A 15,665-nucleotide genomic window follows, 5' to 3' on the forward strand; every position below is an offset into this window, starting at 1 on the left:
TACAATTAATTCTTTTCAATTACTTTAACTTCAACAGCTCCTGTACCTTCGAAAAAAGAAACAAGTTCTGCTTCGTTATCGTTTACAGCAACTTCCATTAAGAAATGGTCATCTGTTGTTCTTACATCAGGATTCTCAGCTTGCTTGAATGGCCATAATCTACTTCTCATATAAAAAGTGATTACCATTAAGTGGGCAGCAAAAAATACAGTCATCTCAAACATAATTGGCACAAAAGATGGCATATTCTGAATGAAACTAAAACTTGGTTTTCCACCAATATCCTGTGGCCAGTCATGAATCATGATATAACTCATCATAGTTGTTGCAACAGAAATACCAACACATCCATATAAAAAAGCACAAATTGCTAATCTTGTTGGTGCTAAACCCATAGCTTTATCCAATCCGTGAACTGGGAATGGAGTAAAAACCTCTTCAATATGATGATGAGCAGCTCTGGTTTTCTTTACTGCATCCATCAAAATATCATCGTCATTATAAATGGCGTATATTACTTTATTACTCATGATGTGAATCTTTATTTGCTCTTTCTCTAATGTAATTATCTCCTGTTCCTTTCAAAATTGTTTTAACCTCTGCCTGAGCAATTACAGGGAATGTTCTAGAGTATAATAAAAACAATACAAAGAAGAAACCAATTGTTCCAATGAAAATTCCAATATCAACAAATGTTGGTGAGAACATTGTCCAAGAAGATGGAAGGTAATCTCTATGTAAAGAAGTAACAATAATTACGAATCTTTCAAACCACATTCCGATGTTAACCACAATCGAAATAATAAATGAAAACATGATACTTGTTCTCAATTTTTTAAACCACATAAATTGTGGAGAGAAAACGTTACAAGTCATCATTGACCAATATGCCCACCAGTAAGGCCCGGTAGCTCTGTTTAAGAATGCATACTGCTCATATTCTACTCCTGAATACCAAGCTACAAATAACTCAGTAATATAAGCTACACCAACAATAGAACCTGTAATCATGATAATGATATTCATTAATTCGATATGTTGTAATGTAATATATGCTTCAAGATTAGAAACTTTTCTCATAACAATCAACAATGTATTTACCATTGCAAATCCAGAGAAAACCGCTCCAGCAACGAAGTATGGAGGAAAAATTGTTGTATGCCATCCTGGAATTACAGAAGTAGCAAAGTCCATCGATACAATCGTGTGTACAGAAAGTACAAGAGGAGTAGCTAAACCAGCTAATACTAAAGATACTTCTTCAAAACGTTGCCAATCTTTAGCTCTTCCACTCCATCCGAAACTTAGGATAGAATAAACTCTTTTTGTAAAAGGAGTTACCGCTCTATCACGTAGCATTGCAAAATCAGGCAATAAACCAGTCCACCAGAATACTAATGATACTGAAAGATAAGTTGAAATTGCGAATACATCCCAAAGCAATGGTGAGTTAAAGTTTACCCATAACGATCCAAATTGATTTGGAATAGGTAAAACCCAATATGCTAACCATGGACGTCCCATGTGAATAATTGGAAATAGACCTGCTTGAACTACTGAGAAGATAGTCATTGCTTCTGCAGAACGGTTAATAGCCATTCTCCAACGTTGACGGAAAAGTAATAATACCGCAGAAATTAATGTTCCAGCGTGACCAATACCAACCCACCAAACGAAGTTCGTGATATCCCAAGCCCAACCAACTGTTTTATTTAATCCCCATGTTCCGATACCGGTAGATACGGTGTAAATGATACAACCTAACCCCCAAAGGAAGGCTATTAATGCGATTGAAAATACAATCCACCATTGTTTGTTTGCAGGCCCCTCAACAGGTGCAGCTACATCTACTGTTACATCGTGATAAGATTTATCACCTATAACTAAAGGTTTTCTAATGGGTGCTTCGTAGTGAGACGACATAATCCTTTATATTGTTTCTAATTAATAATTTTACTAAGTATTTCTAACTTTAACACGGTAAACCACATTAGGTTTTGTTCCTACATGCTCTAACAAGTGATATGATCTTTCATCAGCTGCTAATTTAGCTACTTTACTTTCAGTATCATTAACATCACCAAATATCATTGCTCCAGAAGAACAAGCATTAGAACAAGCTGTTTGGAATTCACCATCAGCAACTGGGCGACCTTCATTTTTAGCTTTTAACTTAGTTGCTTGTGTCATTTGAATACACATAGAACATTTTTCCATAACCCCACGAGAACGAACGTTTACGTCTGGATTTAACACCATACGTCCTAAATCGTCATTCATATGGTAATCGAATTCTGTGTTTTTGTTATACAAGAACCAGTTGAAACGACGTACTTTATATGGACAGTTGTTTGCACAGTAACGAGTACCAACACATCTGTTGTATGCCATGTGGTTTTGACCTTCACGACCATGAGATGTAGCAGCTACTGGACAAACTGTCTCACATGGTGCGTGATTACAGTGTTGACACATAACTGGTTGGAATGAAACTTGTGGATTATCTCCAGCTTTTTCCATTTCATTAAATGTAGATAATGAACTAGATAAACCAGCAATATTTTCTTTTCTTTCATTATCACCTTCAAAAGTACTTTCAGAAGAATAATATCTATCAATACGCAACCAGTGCATATCACGACTTCTTCTTACTTCAGCTTTACCTACAACAGGAACGTTGTTCTCAGCGTGACAAGCAATAACACATGCTCCACAACCAGTACAAGCGTTTAAGTCAATTGAAAGATTAAAGTGATGTCCTGTAGAACGATCAAATGATTCCCATAAATCGACTGTTGTAGCTTCAACTTCCTGGTGATCTAAAGATACCATTGGTTTTTCATTCCAATGTTCAGCATCTTTGGTATTAAAGATTTCAAGAGTAGTTTCTTTAATAATATCTCCTCTACCCATTAATGTTTTCTGTCCCTGAACACAAGCAAACTCGTGAACTCCATTTGCTTTCGCAATAGAAACAGATTGAACACTATTGAAGTTTTTATATAACGCATAGGCGTTTAAACCTACCTGCATTTCGTCTTTTAAAGCCGCTTTACGACCGTAACCTACAGCTAAACCAACTGTACCAATAGCTTGTCCAGGTTGAACAATTACCGGAACATTTTCTAATTTAGCGCCATCAGCAGTAGTAATTGTAGCATAACTACCATTCAAACCACCGTTAGCAACAATTTCATTTGTTAAACCAAGCTTTTTAGCATCAGCATTAGAAATAGTTACATAATTATCCCAAGAAACTCTTGTGATTGGATCTGGAAACTCTTGCAACCAAGGATTGTTTGCTTGTTGTCCATCTCCCATACCGGTTTTAGTATACAATACTAATTCAAAATCTCCAGCTGATCTTGATTTTGAAACTGCACTTGCAGCAGCAGTATAATCAAAAGAACCAGCAGATAAAGCAGTAGAACCAATTACAAAAACACCATCATGTAAAACTTTATTCCAAGAAGAACCTGCAATAATTCCAGCTGAACTAGCTTTAAGATAATCATAGAAGTTTCCAGGAACACCATTTAATGATAATAAAACGTCTTGAAATTGTTTTGTATTGAATATAGGACGAATAGTTGGCTGAGTCAAACTATAAGTTCCTTTTGTAAGCACAACATCACCCCATGATTCTAAGTAATGAGGAGCAGGAGCAGCGATTGTAGTAATCGATGCAGTTTCATCTTCCTTTAAAGAAAACGCAACTGAAGTTTTTACTTTTTTCAATCCAGAAACAAAAGAAGCTGAATCAGCTAATGTGTAAACCGGATTAATACCACTCATGATTAAAGTATGAACACTACCAGCATTCATATCTTTTATTAATTGAGACACAACCGCATTAGAACCTTTTCTAATTTGTCTTGTACCTGCTGTATTAAAAGCTTCACTAGCCAACACCTGATTGATAGCTAAAACTAATAATTGTGCATTTTTATCTTCAATTCCAGATACTAAAACTCCTTTAGAACCAGCAGCTTTTAACTGTTGGGCAGCTTTAACAACTTCTGCTTTAAAATTACCATCTAAAGAAACAGCAACAGAAGCACCTGCAACTATATTATATATTTGAACTAATGCTTGCTTTTGATTAGCAATAGTCATTGGAACACGCTTATCAGCAGCAGCTCCAGATAATGCCATATTTGATTCGAACTGAAAATGACGAGACATTTTTCCGTTTTGAGGAATACGTCCTTTTGCATATCCAGAATCGTATCCACCACCTTGCCAGTCTCCTAAGAAATCAGCACCAACAGAAACGATTAAAGAAGCTTTTGAAAAATCATAATCAACTAAAGCTCTTTCTCCATAAACTGTCTCAAATGCATCTAATGCGTCAGATGAAGAAACTGCATCATAAACAACATGTTTTGCATTTGGATTTTTAGCGATAAATTCACCAATTAACTTTTCAGTAGATGGACTTGCTAAAGTATTTGTCAACAATACCACTTGTCCGCCTTTTGCTTTCGCATCAGCAAGACTTGATTTAATTTTTAAATCAACAGCAGACCAGCTACTATTTTTTCCATCTAATTTAGGCTCTTTCAAACGCATACTATCATATAATGATAAGATAGACGCATGAATTCTAGCATTAGCTGAAAATTTAGCTCCAGAAATAGTATTGTTATCAATTTTAATTGGACGACCCTCACGAGTTTTCACTAATAAGTTAGCAAAATCAAAACCATCAAAAACAGTAGTTGCATAATAATCTGCAACACCAGGAATGATTTGTTCCGGTTGTAACACATAAGGGATAGACTTGTGAACAGGACCTTCGCAAGCAGCAAGTGTAACAGCTGCAGTACTAAACCCTACGTACTTTAAAAAGTCACGACGTGAAGTTCCAGATTGAGCTAAAGCATCTGCATTCCCTAAGAATTCTTCTGTAGGAATCTCTTCAACGAATTCGTTATTTCTAAGCGCCTCAACAATAGAACTATTCTCTAGTTCTTCAACACTTTTCCAGTATTTTTTGTTTGATGACATTGTATATAAATATTAAAATCTTAATAATTCGATTAATAGTGGCATTTACCGCATTCTAAACCTCCCATTTGCGCTGCAGTCAATTTCTCTACACCGTATTTTTTAGAAAGTTCAGCATGAATTTTATCATAGTAGGCATTTCCTTCCATTTTAACATCAGTTTTTCTATGGCAATCAACACACCATCCCATTGTTAATTTAGAATATTGCTTCATGATTTCAAATTCCTGTACCGGACCGTGGCATGTTTGACATTCAACTCCAGCAACATTTACGTGTTGAGAGTGATTGAAATATACGAAATCAGGTAAATTATGAATACGAACCCATTTAACAGGCTGCGTTTTTCCGGTATAAGCTTGCTTAGTCTTATCCCATCCAACAGCATCATATAATTTTTGAATTTGAGCATCATAAAATGCTTTGCTGTACTCTGGAGTAGCAGTAGATTCAGCAACCTCAGAAATGTTTTTATGACAGTTCATACAAACATTCAAAGAAGGAATACCAGCATTTTTACTTACACGAGCCGCAGAGTGACAATATTTACAATTGATCTCGTTATCTCCTGCGTGAATTTTATGAGAATAGTGAATTGGCTGAATTGGCTCGTAATTCTGATCTACACCAACTTGCATTAAGAAAGCATAAACAAAATACCCACTTGCCAATAATAAGAATATAGAAGTAACCAATACTAAAAATTGATTTTTAGCAAAAGCTTTCCAAATTGGAGTTCGAGCTTCTCTAGAAGGAATCTCAATACCATTTTTGCTAGCAACTTTTGTTAATACCTTATTAACCATTACTAACATAACAACTAAAATAGCCATTACAAGAGCAAGAGCGCCTAAAATAATATTATTAGAAATTCCGCCTTCTTCAACTTTTGTTCCCGGAGGAGCAGCAGAACCAGGTGCACCAGCAGCAGGCTCAGCTTTTACTTCAGAAGTATAAGCGATAATATTATCAATATCACCTTCAGATAATTGAGGAAAAGCAGTCATTACTGACTTGTTATTTTCTTCAAAAAGTTTAACAGCAACAGGATCACCTGATTTAATTACTTCAGAACTGTTGTGAACCCATTTGTAGATCCAAGCCATTTCATGCTTAGCAGCAACTCCTCTTAAAGCAGGACCTGTTGATTTAGCATCTAATTTGTGACATGCAGCGCAATTTGCATTAAAAAGTTCTTTCCCTTTTACTGGATCACCACCTGCAGTTGCAGCCGGAGCAGCAGCTTCAGGCGCCGCCGGAGCAGCAGCAGCATCTTGAGCAAATGAAGTTAGGGAGAAAATCAGCGTTAGCGATAAGCTAAGCAGTAATTTTCTTGAGATCGAATTATGGTTACCCACCTTTTTCATATAGTATAATAATTATCTACTAATTTTTTGGTATGATTTTTACTGTAGTAAACAATAAAAAACGAATACCCTCTTTTAAAACTTGCACAAAAATACGACTTATGAACTATTCTCAAAACCTTAAAATAGTCTTAAATATCAATTTATATCAATTCTAAATAATATTAAAATTTTCCATACAAACTTTAAATACTATTTTTGCATAAAAACCATCACATTATGAGAATTTTAACCCCTTCAAAAAGAGTTTTCTTAACATTAACAATGTTAACATTAGCCTATAACATTAATGCTCAAGACCAAAATTTAACAGTAAATCAGGATCCTAAATTTGAGCAGTTATTGAATGATAAACGCAAAATTAACACGTCAATAAGCACAAACGATACTTACAAAATTCAAATTTTTAGCGGGAAAAGTGACGAAGCTAAAAAAACCTTATCAGATTTTAAAAGAGAAAATAGTAACATCGATGGCACCATCATTTTCAACACACCAAATTATAAAGTAATTGTTGGAAATTTTAAAACAAGAATTGAAGCAGAGCGAAATTTGGCAGAAATCAAAAAAAGATACAAACTTGTATTTTTAATTAAACCCAGCAAATAATTATCACTTATATCATAACAAAAAAGCAACTCGATTGAGTTGCTTTTTTGTTATGATCATATATCTTACTAAACTTTCTTGCTTTCAATATTAGGCAGAAAACCAGCAATTACACCTATTAATGGTAAAAAAGCGCAAATCTTAAAAACATATTCAATACTTGTCAAATCGGCAAGCTTACCTAAAATTGCAGATCCCAAGCCTCCCATTCCAAAAGCAAATCCAAAAAATAATCCTGCTACCAAGCCAACTTTTCCTGGCAATAATTCTGTTGCATATACTAAAATTGCAGAGAATGCAGAAGAAAGTATCAATCCTATTAATACAGACAAAATACCAATCCAAAATAAAGAAACATAAGGCAGTAGCAATGTAAAAGGTGCTACTCCCAAAATTGAGATCCATATTACATATTTTCTACCGAATTTATCACCTATTGGACCCCCCATAAGTGTTCCTACAGCAACCGAGCCCAAAAACACAAACAGATAAATTTGAGATTGCTGAATAGACAAATGAAATTTATCTATTAAGAAAAAAGTATAATAGCTGGTAATACTAGCCATATAAAAATATTTGGAAAAAATTAAAACTAATAAAATAACTAGCGATAACCAAACTCTTCTTTTAGAAAGCTGACGAACATTAGTTTCTTGCGAAGCCGTTTTATTTCTACGTTTTACTTCTAAATGATCAGTATACCAAATCGCAATTCTATACAAAGCAAAAATTCCTATCAAAGCTATAACACAAAACCAAACGATATAGGACTGCCCATTAGGTATAACAATTAACGCAGCCAATAATGGCCCTACCGCACTACCAGCATTACCTCCTAATTGAAAAATAGACTGTGCCAATCCTTTTTTTCCGCCTGAAGCTAAATGAGCCACTCGTGATGATTCAGGATGAAAAACAGAAGATCCAATTCCGATCAAACTAACCGCAATCAATAAATAGGAAAAACTATCTGCAATAGATACAAAAAACAATCCCACTAAAGTGAAAGTCATTCCAAAAACTAATGAATATGGCTTAGATTTTTTGTCTGTATACATCCCTACAAAAGGCTGAAGAATTGAGGCAGTAAGCTGATAAGTAAAAGTTATCATACCTATTTGCGTAAAACTTAAATTAAATTTTTCTTTAAATAATGGATAAACTGAAGGTATTACCGCTTGCAATAAATCGTTTATAAAGTGAGAAAAACTAATAATAAAAAGAATGGAATAAATTGTTTTCTGAACCGCTTCCGGCTGTGTCTTAACATTTGTCATAAGTTCTTATTTGTATTTTTAAATGCTACTAAATAAATAATAATTTATTTTAACAAAGATGCCAATTAATTTCAATGTCATAATTACTACATTTGGACAATGAATAACGAATATCAGACATACCTTGTAGTTGACTATGGATTTCAAATAAATCCCTCATTACCAGTTTTAGGTTATACCGAAAAAATCACAGACGCTGTTTGCGCATCACATTCCCATCCCAGGGCGCAACTTCTTTATGCTACAAGTGGCGTTATGAATGTAGTTGTAAAAAATCAGATTTGGGTAGTGAATCCATTACAAGGTCTATGGATTCCCGGTGGAATCGAACATCAGGTATCTTTTCAGAAGAATGTAAAACTATATAGTGTTTTTGTTGATCCTTCATTTACATATAATCTTCCTTCAACAAGTTTCTCTTTTGACATTTCAGTATTCTTAAAACAACTAATGTTTAAAATCATCTCATTTGAAAACAATGAAAATCCGACACTTTCGCAAAAGAAAATTATGGATGTATTTTTAGATGAACTAGCATTAATTGAACCAAGTTCTACCTTTTTACCCACAAGTAATCATGTAAAACTTCAAAACATCATTTCACTTTTGATGAATGACATCGCTAACAAATACACCATAGATCATTATGCAGAGCTATCGTTTATGAGCACCAGAACCTTATCCCGGCTATTCATTAAAGAACTAGGTATGAATTTTAGTGATTGGCGAATAAGATTAAAACTTTTAGAGGCTATAAAAAGATTAGGAGAAAAACAATCAATAAAAGAAATTGCTTTTGATTTAGGATACGAAACAACCAGCGCTTTTATTTTTATGTTCAAAAAAAATCTAGGTAAAACTCCCTCAAACTACATTCTGGAAAATAAAATAAATGAAATTTTTTAATCAATCTTAAAGTCAAATATTACAGAAAATCAGAATTATATTCAAAACAAAAGGCCTCAATTTTCAAAGAGGCCTTTTGTTTTGAATATGATGATTGCATAAATATCTTTTCGATTAATCTGGAATATATGAAAACTCAACAATCTGTTATTCTACTACCTTAATTCCAGTAGCCAAAAATCGTATTTCCTCTTTGGGCATAGTAATAGCGTCAATTTCTGCTTTTGTTTTTTTAGCATCTTTAGCATAATGTTTTAACTCTTCCACAGATGTGATCATTTTTTCTGCAGTTCCTTCCAAAACAACATTTTTCCCTTTTAATGCGGTAGGAACGAAAAATGCATAATCTTTCATTTTTACAAAAAAGGAAGAACTATCTTCTGTTTTAATGGTTAACCAACATCCTCTTTTCTCACAAACATCTGTTACCAATCCTTTTACAGCAATATTTTCTACTTTTTTTGTGTCTTTTAATTCATTTTCTAATTTTCCTACTAAAATAGCTTTACTTTCAGAAATCTTAGAAACATCAGCACCATAGTAGTCCCCTATTACAGCATTACCCGCTGGAGGAGATTTTTTTTCCACTGCTTCCTGCGAAAAAGAGAGCATAGAAAAACATAACAAGATTGAACATAGTACTAGTTTCATAATCAAATAATTTCACCAAAAATAACACTAAAATTTAAAATAAAAAAAGCCCCAATTTTCATTGGAGCTTTAAAATATAATTATTGAATATTATTTCAATTTCTTTTTAATTGCAACTTCATGGTATGCTTCAATAACATCTCTTTCTTCGATGTCGTTGTAACCTTTAATCTGGATACCACAATCGTAACCTTTAGAAACTTCTCTAACATCGTCTTTGAAACGTTTCAATGCCACAAGTTCACCTGTATGCACTACTACTCCATCTCTAATAACTCTAATTTTAGAAGTTCTCATGATCTTACCATCCATCACCATACATCCTGCAATTGAACCAACTTTAGAAATTTTGAAAATCTCACGAATTTCAGCAGTTCCTAAAATTTCTTCTTTCATCTCAGGAGCTAACATTCCTTCCATCGCATCTTTCAAGTCATCGATAGCTGCGTAGATAATAGAGTAATAACGGATATCGATTTCTTCTTTATCTGCAAGTTGTCTAGCATTTCCTGCAGGACGAACGTTAAATCCGATAATGATTGCATCAGAAGCAGAAGCCAACATAACGTCAGTTTCAGTAATTGCTCCAACACCTTTATGTATAATATTAATTTGAATTTCTTCAGTAGAAAGTTTAGAGAACGAATCTGACAATGCTTCAACAGATCCATCAACGTCTCCTTTAAGGATTACGTTCAATTCTTTAAACTGACCAAGAGCGATACGACGTCCAATTTCATCAAGTGTAATATGACGCTGTGTACGTACAGATTGTTCACGCATTAATTGAGAACGTTTAGATGCAATTTGTTTTGCCTCTTTTTCGTCTTCAAATACGTTGAATTTATCACCCGCAGTTGCAGCACCATCAAGACCTAAAACAGATACCGGAGTTGATGGACCTGCTTCTTTTACAACATGTCCTCGCTCATCATGCATAGCTTTAATTTTACCATGATGTTTACCCGCTAACATATAATCTCCAACTTTTAAAGTTCCATGCTGAACTAAAATTGTAGAAACATATCCTTTTCCTTTATCTAGGAAAGCCTCAACTACAGTTCCCTGCGCCGCTTTATTTGGGTTAGATTTTAAATCTAAGATTTCAGCTTCTAATAAAACTTTTTCTAATAATTCTTTTACTCCAGTTCCAACTTTTGCAGAAATATCATGTGACTGAATTTTTCCACCCCAATCTTCAACAAGTAAATTCATACTAGCCAAACGCTCTTTGATTTTCTCAACATTAGCATTTGGTTTATCAATTTTATTGATTGCAAATATAATTGGCACTCCCGCAGCTTGTGCGTGAGAAATTGCTTCTTTTGTTTGTGGCATGATATCATCATCCGCCGCTACAACAATAATAGCGATATCGGTAACTTGAGCTCCACGTGCACGCATCGCGGTAAACGCCTCGTGACCTGGTGTATCTAAGAATGCGATTTTTTGACCGTTATCTAAAGTTACTCCGTATGCTCCAATGTGTTGTGTAATACCTCCAGACTCGCCAGCGATAACATTTTCTTTACGGATATAATCCAGTAAAGATGTTTTACCGTGATCGACGTGACCCATTACAGTTACAATCGGTGCTCTTACAACTAAATCTTCTTCTTTATCTTCAACTACCTCAATAGCTTCTTCGATATCAACAGTGATGAATTCAACTTCATAACCAAACTCGTCAGCTACAATAGTTAAAGTTTCAGCATCTAAACGCTGGTTCATGGTAACCATGATTCCAAGAGACATACAAGTTCCAATTACTTTAGTAATCGGCACATCCATCATGATTGCAATTTCACCTACAGTAACGAATTCCGTAACTTTAATAGTTTTACTTCCTTCATCAAGTGCTCTTTGCTCCTCATCAGATTTCTGACGGTGCGTATCTCTTTTATCTCTTCTGTATTTAGCAGCTTTAGATTTTCCACCCTTACCTTGAAGTTTTTCAAGAGTCTCTCTAATTTGGTTTTTTACTTCCTCTTCAGTAGGCTCAACTTTTGCAACAATTGCAGGACGGTTTCCTTTTACAAAACCAGGTCTTGCACTTCTGTTAGCATTAAAACCTCCACCACCAGTATTAGGTGTAATTTTATTAGGATTAGGTGTTCCCGGCGCATTACCTGTAGCAGGTTTTGGCGCCCCTGGTGCTCCTGGTTTTGGAGCAATTCTTTTACGCTTATTTTTATTAGCGTTATTGTTTGCACCTGGAGCTCCTGGTTTATTAGGAGTGATTTTTGGATCTTCTTTCTTTTTCTTCGGCTTATTAAATTGAGATAAATCAATTGTTTGTCCAGTAAGAGTAGTTCCTGATAATTTTTGATATTGAGTAGTGATAGTCTCTTCAGCAGTTGACGGATCTGTTGAAACAACAGGCTCTTGCGGTACTACTTTTGGAGCTTCCACTTTTACTTCTTTTTTCTCTGTAATAATAGGTTTTTCTACCTTTTTCTCTTCAGAAACCACAGGAGCAACAACTGGCTCAGGCTGTACAATTTCTTTTTGAACAGGTTTTTCTGGTTGAGCTGGAGTAACAACTGCTTTTGGTTCTTCTGCTTTAGCAGGTTCCTCAGCAGGAGTAGAAACAATTGCAGGTTTCTTTGGATTTAAATCAATTTTACCAACTTGAACAGGTCCGGTTACAACAGCTCTCGCTTTTATAATCTCTTGCTGTTTTTGGCGTTCTTCGTCTTGTCTGCGTTTGTCCTCAATTTCTTTTTCACGCTCAACACGTAAAGCTTCTTTTTCTTTTCTTTTCTCTTCTCCTACCTCTTTAGAAGCTTCCTTATTCCCCTTATCGCCCGCAAATTGGCTTTGTAGGATATTAAATTCGCTATCAGAAATTTTAGCATTCGGATTTGCGTCAATAGCAATTCCCTTATCTTTTAGATAATCAACAGCTCTTTCTAACGAAATATTTAATTCCCTTAAAACCTTGTTTATTCTTATTACTCTCTCTTCAGACATATAACCTTTTTATTATTACCTTTTTCGTTGTGTTGTTAGAGCAGATAATTAGTTATCAAACTCTTCTTTTAGTATTTTCATAACGTCAAGAATAGTTTCCTCTTCTAAATCCGTTCTTCTTACTAAATCTTCTACTTCTTGTTTTAAGATACTTTTTGCAGTATCTAAACCTATTTTAGCAAATTCTTCAATTACCCAGTCTTCGATTTCATCTGAGAACTCTGTTAATTCAACATCGTCTTCATCAGCAGTTGCACCTGCAACATCTCCCTCACGAATAACATCTAATTCATAACCTGTTAGCTGACCCGCTAATTTAATATTGTGACCTCCTCTACCAATTGCTTTAGAAACTTCTTCTAATTTTAAGAAAACTTCAGCTCTTTTGTTTTCTTCGTCAATTTTGATAGAAGAAACTTTAGCAGGGCTTAATGCTCTTGTAATAAACAATTGAATATTGCTTGTATAATTGATTACGTCGATATTTTCGTTTCCTAATTCACGAACAATTCCGTGAATACGAGATCCTTTCATACCAACACAAGCTCCAACAGGATCAATTCTATCATCATAAGAATCTACCGCTACTTTTGCTTTTTCACCAGGAATACGCACTACATTTTTAACTGTAATCAAACCATCGAATACTTCAGGAATTTCTTGTTCAAACAATTTTTCTAAAAACTTCTCAGAAGTTCTAGACATGATAATTTGAGGTTTGTTTCCCTTTAATTCAACGCTTTCAATGATTCCACGAACGTTATCTCCTTTACGGAAAAAGTCAGATGGAATTTGTTTTTCCTTTGGAAGCACAATTTCGTTTCCTTCATCATCAACTAAGATAACTACTCTAGGACGTACGTGATGCACTTCAGCAGTATAAATATCACCGATAATATCTTTAAATTGCTTGTAAAGATTTGTATTATCGTGTTCGTGAATTTTAGATATTAAGTTTTGACGCAAAGCCAAAATAGCTCTTCTTCCTAAATCGATCAATTTAACTTCTTCTGAAACTTCTTCACCAATTTCAAAATCCGCTTCAATCATTCTTGCTTCAGTCAAAGTAATTTCTTCATTTTCAAAATCAAGATCTTCGTCAGCAACGATTACTCTTCTTCTCCAAATCTCCATATCACCTTTATCAGGATTTATAATGATGTCGAAGTTATCATCAGAACCGTATTTTTTCTTTAATGCATTTCTAAACACGTCCTCTAAAATTGCCATAAGCGTTACACGATCAATAAGTTTATTATCTTTAAACTCTGAGAATGAATCGATTAATGCTAAATTTTCCATGCGAATTCTTTAATTAAAATGTTACTGTAACAATTGCCTCTTTAATTTCTGTATAAGGTATTTGTTGCTCTTTTTGAACTGTTTCTTTTCCTTTTCCTACTTTTTTCGGTTCTCTTGCTTCCCAAGACAAAATTATAAAAACATCGTTAGCTTCCACTAATTCTGCTTCAATTTTTTCAGTATTTGTAGTAACAATCAATGTTCTACCAATATTTTTAATGTATTGTCTCGTAAATTTCAAAGGCGATCCTACTCCAACCGATGCTACTTCAAGCGAAAAATCCTGCTCTTCACGATCCAGATTATTCTCGATTGCACGACTAACATCAATACAATCCTGTAGCGCTACTCCATTATCCCCGTCTAAACCAACACTAATTTTGAAAGAATCCGAAATAGACAGATCAATCAAAAAGATTGAAGGCTTTTCCAGAAGTGCTTCTGTAATTAATCCGTTTACTTTTTCTTTAAATGTCATAATTTTATAAAAAGAGGGGACACTTAGTCCCCTCATTATTTAGATTTTAATAAATAACGGTGCAAATATAGTGTTTTTTTTATAAATCAAAATAAATTGATTGCTCTAAAAATATTTCTTATCTTTATGGGAGCATTAAAATAACGGATTATTCAAATAATTTAACCTCAAAAAATTATGAAACGAATTTTAGTCCCTACTGACTTCTCAGAACATGCAGAAGACGCCCTAAAAGTTGCTGCTCAAATTGCTAAAAAAAACGATTCAGAAATCATCGTTTTACATATGCTCGAACTGCCACATCAAATGAATGATGCCATATTAGGCGGTGCAAGTATTCCAGAAACTATGCTTTTCATGAAAAAAGCAAACGAAATGCTTGACGAAATCTCATCAAGACCTTATCTGGACGGAATTCCTGTGACAGAAATAGTGAAAATGGATAAACCAATTCACGGAATCACACAAGTAAGCAAGGATTATGATGTGGATTTAATTATCATGGGATCACATGGCTCTTCTGGCATCGAAGAATTACTAATTGGTTCAAACACTGAAAAAGTTGTACGGAATTCAGAAATCCCGGTTTTAGTTATTAAAAAAGATAATTCCAATTTTAACGTAAGCAACATTGTTTTTGCCTCTGATTTTTCTGCAGAAACAAAAAAACCATTCGAAAAATTACTAAACTTCACCAAATTCTTTGAATCAAAAATACATTTGGTTACAATCTGCACACCAAACAGCTTCAAACCAACATATGTTATTGAAAAAGCAATGAAGGATTTCGTAACAGAATTCAACATCACTAATTACACCACTCAAATTTACAACGACACTAATATTGAAAAAGGAATTATCAATTTTGCAAATAGTATAAATGCAGATATTATCGGAATGTGTACTCACGGAAGAACCGGTTTTGCACACTTTTTCAACGGTAGCATTAGCGAAGGATTGGTAAATCATGCCGTTAGACCCGTTATCACTTTAAAAATTTAAATCCGATTTTTATCTCAAAACTCATTTAAATTTATTGCATAAAAAAAGCCTCTCGATTGAGAGGCTTTTATGTTGGTCTACTAGGACTCG

General features: G+C 34.3%; 12 protein-coding genes. 3 read left to right on the plus strand and 9 right to left on the minus strand.

Features of this window, described 5'->3' with window-relative positions; all coding sequences use genetic code 11:
* Positions 1 to 5 precede the first annotated feature (5 nt).
* Genes AC1RRN_RS10765 through AC1RRN_RS10780 form a run of 4 tightly spaced genes read right to left on the minus strand, consistent with a single transcriptional unit; the run spans position 6 to position 6,377 of the window.
* A complete protein-coding gene (locus tag AC1RRN_RS10765; protein WP_025572651.1) occupies positions 6 to 530 on the minus strand; it encodes a DUF3341 domain-containing protein in 525 nt (174 codons plus the stop codon).
* On the minus strand, positions 523 to 1,923 hold the full coding sequence (nrfD, locus tag AC1RRN_RS10770) for an NrfD/PsrC family molybdoenzyme membrane anchor subunit (protein WP_026983716.1): 1,401 nt from the start codon (positions 1,921 to 1,923) through the stop codon (positions 523 to 525). Before nrfD ends, AC1RRN_RS10765 begins: the two co-directional genes overlap by 8 nt.
* Before the next feature lie 33 nt (positions 1,924 to 1,956).
* Positions 1,957 to 5,010, minus strand: a complete 3,054-nt coding sequence (locus tag AC1RRN_RS10775) for a TAT-variant-translocated molybdopterin oxidoreductase (RefSeq protein ID WP_492967310.1) — start codon at positions 5,008 to 5,010, stop codon at positions 1,957 to 1,959.
* Positions 5,011 to 5,042: 32 nt separating this feature from the next.
* Positions 5,043 to 6,377 (minus strand): cytochrome c3 family protein, encoded by a 1,335-nt coding sequence (locus tag AC1RRN_RS10780; RefSeq protein ID WP_492967311.1) that lies wholly within the window; start codon positions 6,375 to 6,377, stop codon positions 5,043 to 5,045.
* Between the two features lie 219 nt (positions 6,378 to 6,596).
* Here AC1RRN_RS10780 and AC1RRN_RS10785 point away from each other — a divergent pair, with 219 nt between their 5' ends.
* Positions 6,597 to 6,986: an SPOR domain-containing protein gene (locus AC1RRN_RS10785; protein WP_492967312.1), complete on the plus strand. Its 390-nt coding sequence runs from the start codon at positions 6,597 to 6,599 to the stop codon at positions 6,984 to 6,986.
* 68 nt (positions 6,987 to 7,054) lie between these two features.
* On the opposite strand, the gene AC1RRN_RS10790 is transcribed toward AC1RRN_RS10785, so the two are convergent.
* Complete coding sequence (locus AC1RRN_RS10790) at positions 7,055 to 8,263, minus strand: MFS transporter (RefSeq protein ID WP_492967313.1); 1,209 nt, start codon at positions 8,261 to 8,263, stop codon at positions 7,055 to 7,057.
* Positions 8,264 to 8,362: 99 nt separating this feature from the next.
* Between AC1RRN_RS10790 and AC1RRN_RS10795 the strand changes: the two genes are divergently transcribed.
* Positions 8,363 to 9,169, plus strand: coding sequence for an AraC family transcriptional regulator (locus AC1RRN_RS10795; RefSeq protein ID WP_492967314.1), 807 nt, complete (start codon positions 8,363 to 8,365; stop codon positions 9,167 to 9,169).
* 147 nt (positions 9,170 to 9,316) lie between these two features.
* On the opposite strand, the gene AC1RRN_RS10800 is transcribed toward AC1RRN_RS10795, so the two are convergent.
* From AC1RRN_RS10800 to rimP, 4 genes are all read right to left on the minus strand, one after another.
* Positions 9,317 to 9,820, minus strand: coding sequence for a DUF4920 domain-containing protein (locus AC1RRN_RS10800; protein ID WP_492967315.1), 504 nt, complete (start codon positions 9,818 to 9,820; stop codon positions 9,317 to 9,319).
* Between the two features lie 90 nt (positions 9,821 to 9,910).
* Positions 9,911 to 12,793, minus strand: coding sequence for a translation initiation factor IF-2 (gene infB / locus AC1RRN_RS10805; protein ID WP_492967316.1), 2,883 nt, complete (start codon positions 12,791 to 12,793; stop codon positions 9,911 to 9,913).
* Between the two features lie 48 nt (positions 12,794 to 12,841).
* Positions 12,842 to 14,095, minus strand: a complete 1,254-nt coding sequence (gene nusA, locus AC1RRN_RS10810; protein WP_056190461.1) for a transcription termination factor NusA — start codon at positions 14,093 to 14,095, stop codon at positions 12,842 to 12,844.
* A gap of 13 nt (positions 14,096 to 14,108) precedes the next feature.
* A complete protein-coding gene (gene rimP / locus AC1RRN_RS10815; protein WP_492967317.1) occupies positions 14,109 to 14,573 on the minus strand; it encodes a ribosome assembly cofactor RimP in 465 nt (154 codons plus the stop codon).
* 177 nt (positions 14,574 to 14,750) lie between these two features.
* Here rimP and AC1RRN_RS10820 point away from each other — a divergent pair, with 177 nt between their 5' ends.
* Complete coding sequence (locus AC1RRN_RS10820; RefSeq protein WP_492967318.1) at positions 14,751 to 15,575, plus strand: universal stress protein; 825 nt, start codon at positions 14,751 to 14,753, stop codon at positions 15,573 to 15,575.
* Positions 15,576 to 15,665 lie beyond the last annotated feature (90 nt).

The sequence above is a fragment of the Flavobacterium sp. GW821-FHT11G01 genome, from assembly GCF_058808175.1.

Bases quoted from the DNA above. Each gene is read 5' to 3' on its own strand.
- AC1RRN_RS10795 (WP_492967314.1), top strand. From the start codon at position 8,363: ATGAATAACGAATATCAGACATACCTTGTAGTTGACTATGGATTTCAA.
- AC1RRN_RS10820 (WP_492967318.1), top strand. From the start codon at position 14,751: ATGAAACGAATTTTAGTCCCTACTGACTTCTCAGAACATGCAGAAGAC.
- infB (WP_492967316.1), bottom strand. From the start codon at position 12,793: ATGTCTGAAGAGAGAGTAATAAGAATAAACAAGGTTTTAAGGGAATTA.
- AC1RRN_RS10765 (WP_025572651.1), bottom strand. From the start codon at position 530: ATGAGTAATAAAGTAATATACGCCATTTATAATGACGATGATATTTTG.
- AC1RRN_RS10785 (WP_492967312.1), top strand. From the start codon at position 6,597: ATGAGAATTTTAACCCCTTCAAAAAGAGTTTTCTTAACATTAACAATG.
- AC1RRN_RS10800 (WP_492967315.1), bottom strand. From the start codon at position 9,820: ATGAAACTAGTACTATGTTCAATCTTGTTATGTTTTTCTATGCTCTCT.
- AC1RRN_RS10780 (WP_492967311.1), bottom strand. From the start codon at position 6,377: ATGAAAAAGGTGGGTAACCATAATTCGATCTCAAGAAAATTACTGCTT.
- nrfD (WP_026983716.1), bottom strand. From the start codon at position 1,923: ATGTCGTCTCACTACGAAGCACCCATTAGAAAACCTTTAGTTATAGGT.
- AC1RRN_RS10790 (WP_492967313.1), bottom strand. From the start codon at position 8,263: ATGACAAATGTTAAGACACAGCCGGAAGCGGTTCAGAAAACAATTTAT.
- AC1RRN_RS10775 (WP_492967310.1), bottom strand. From the start codon at position 5,010: ATGTCATCAAACAAAAAATACTGGAAAAGTGTTGAAGAACTAGAGAAT.
- nusA (WP_056190461.1), bottom strand. From the start codon at position 14,095: ATGGAAAATTTAGCATTAATCGATTCATTCTCAGAGTTTAAAGATAAT.
- rimP (WP_492967317.1), bottom strand. From the start codon at position 14,573: ATGACATTTAAAGAAAAAGTAAACGGATTAATTACAGAAGCACTTCTG.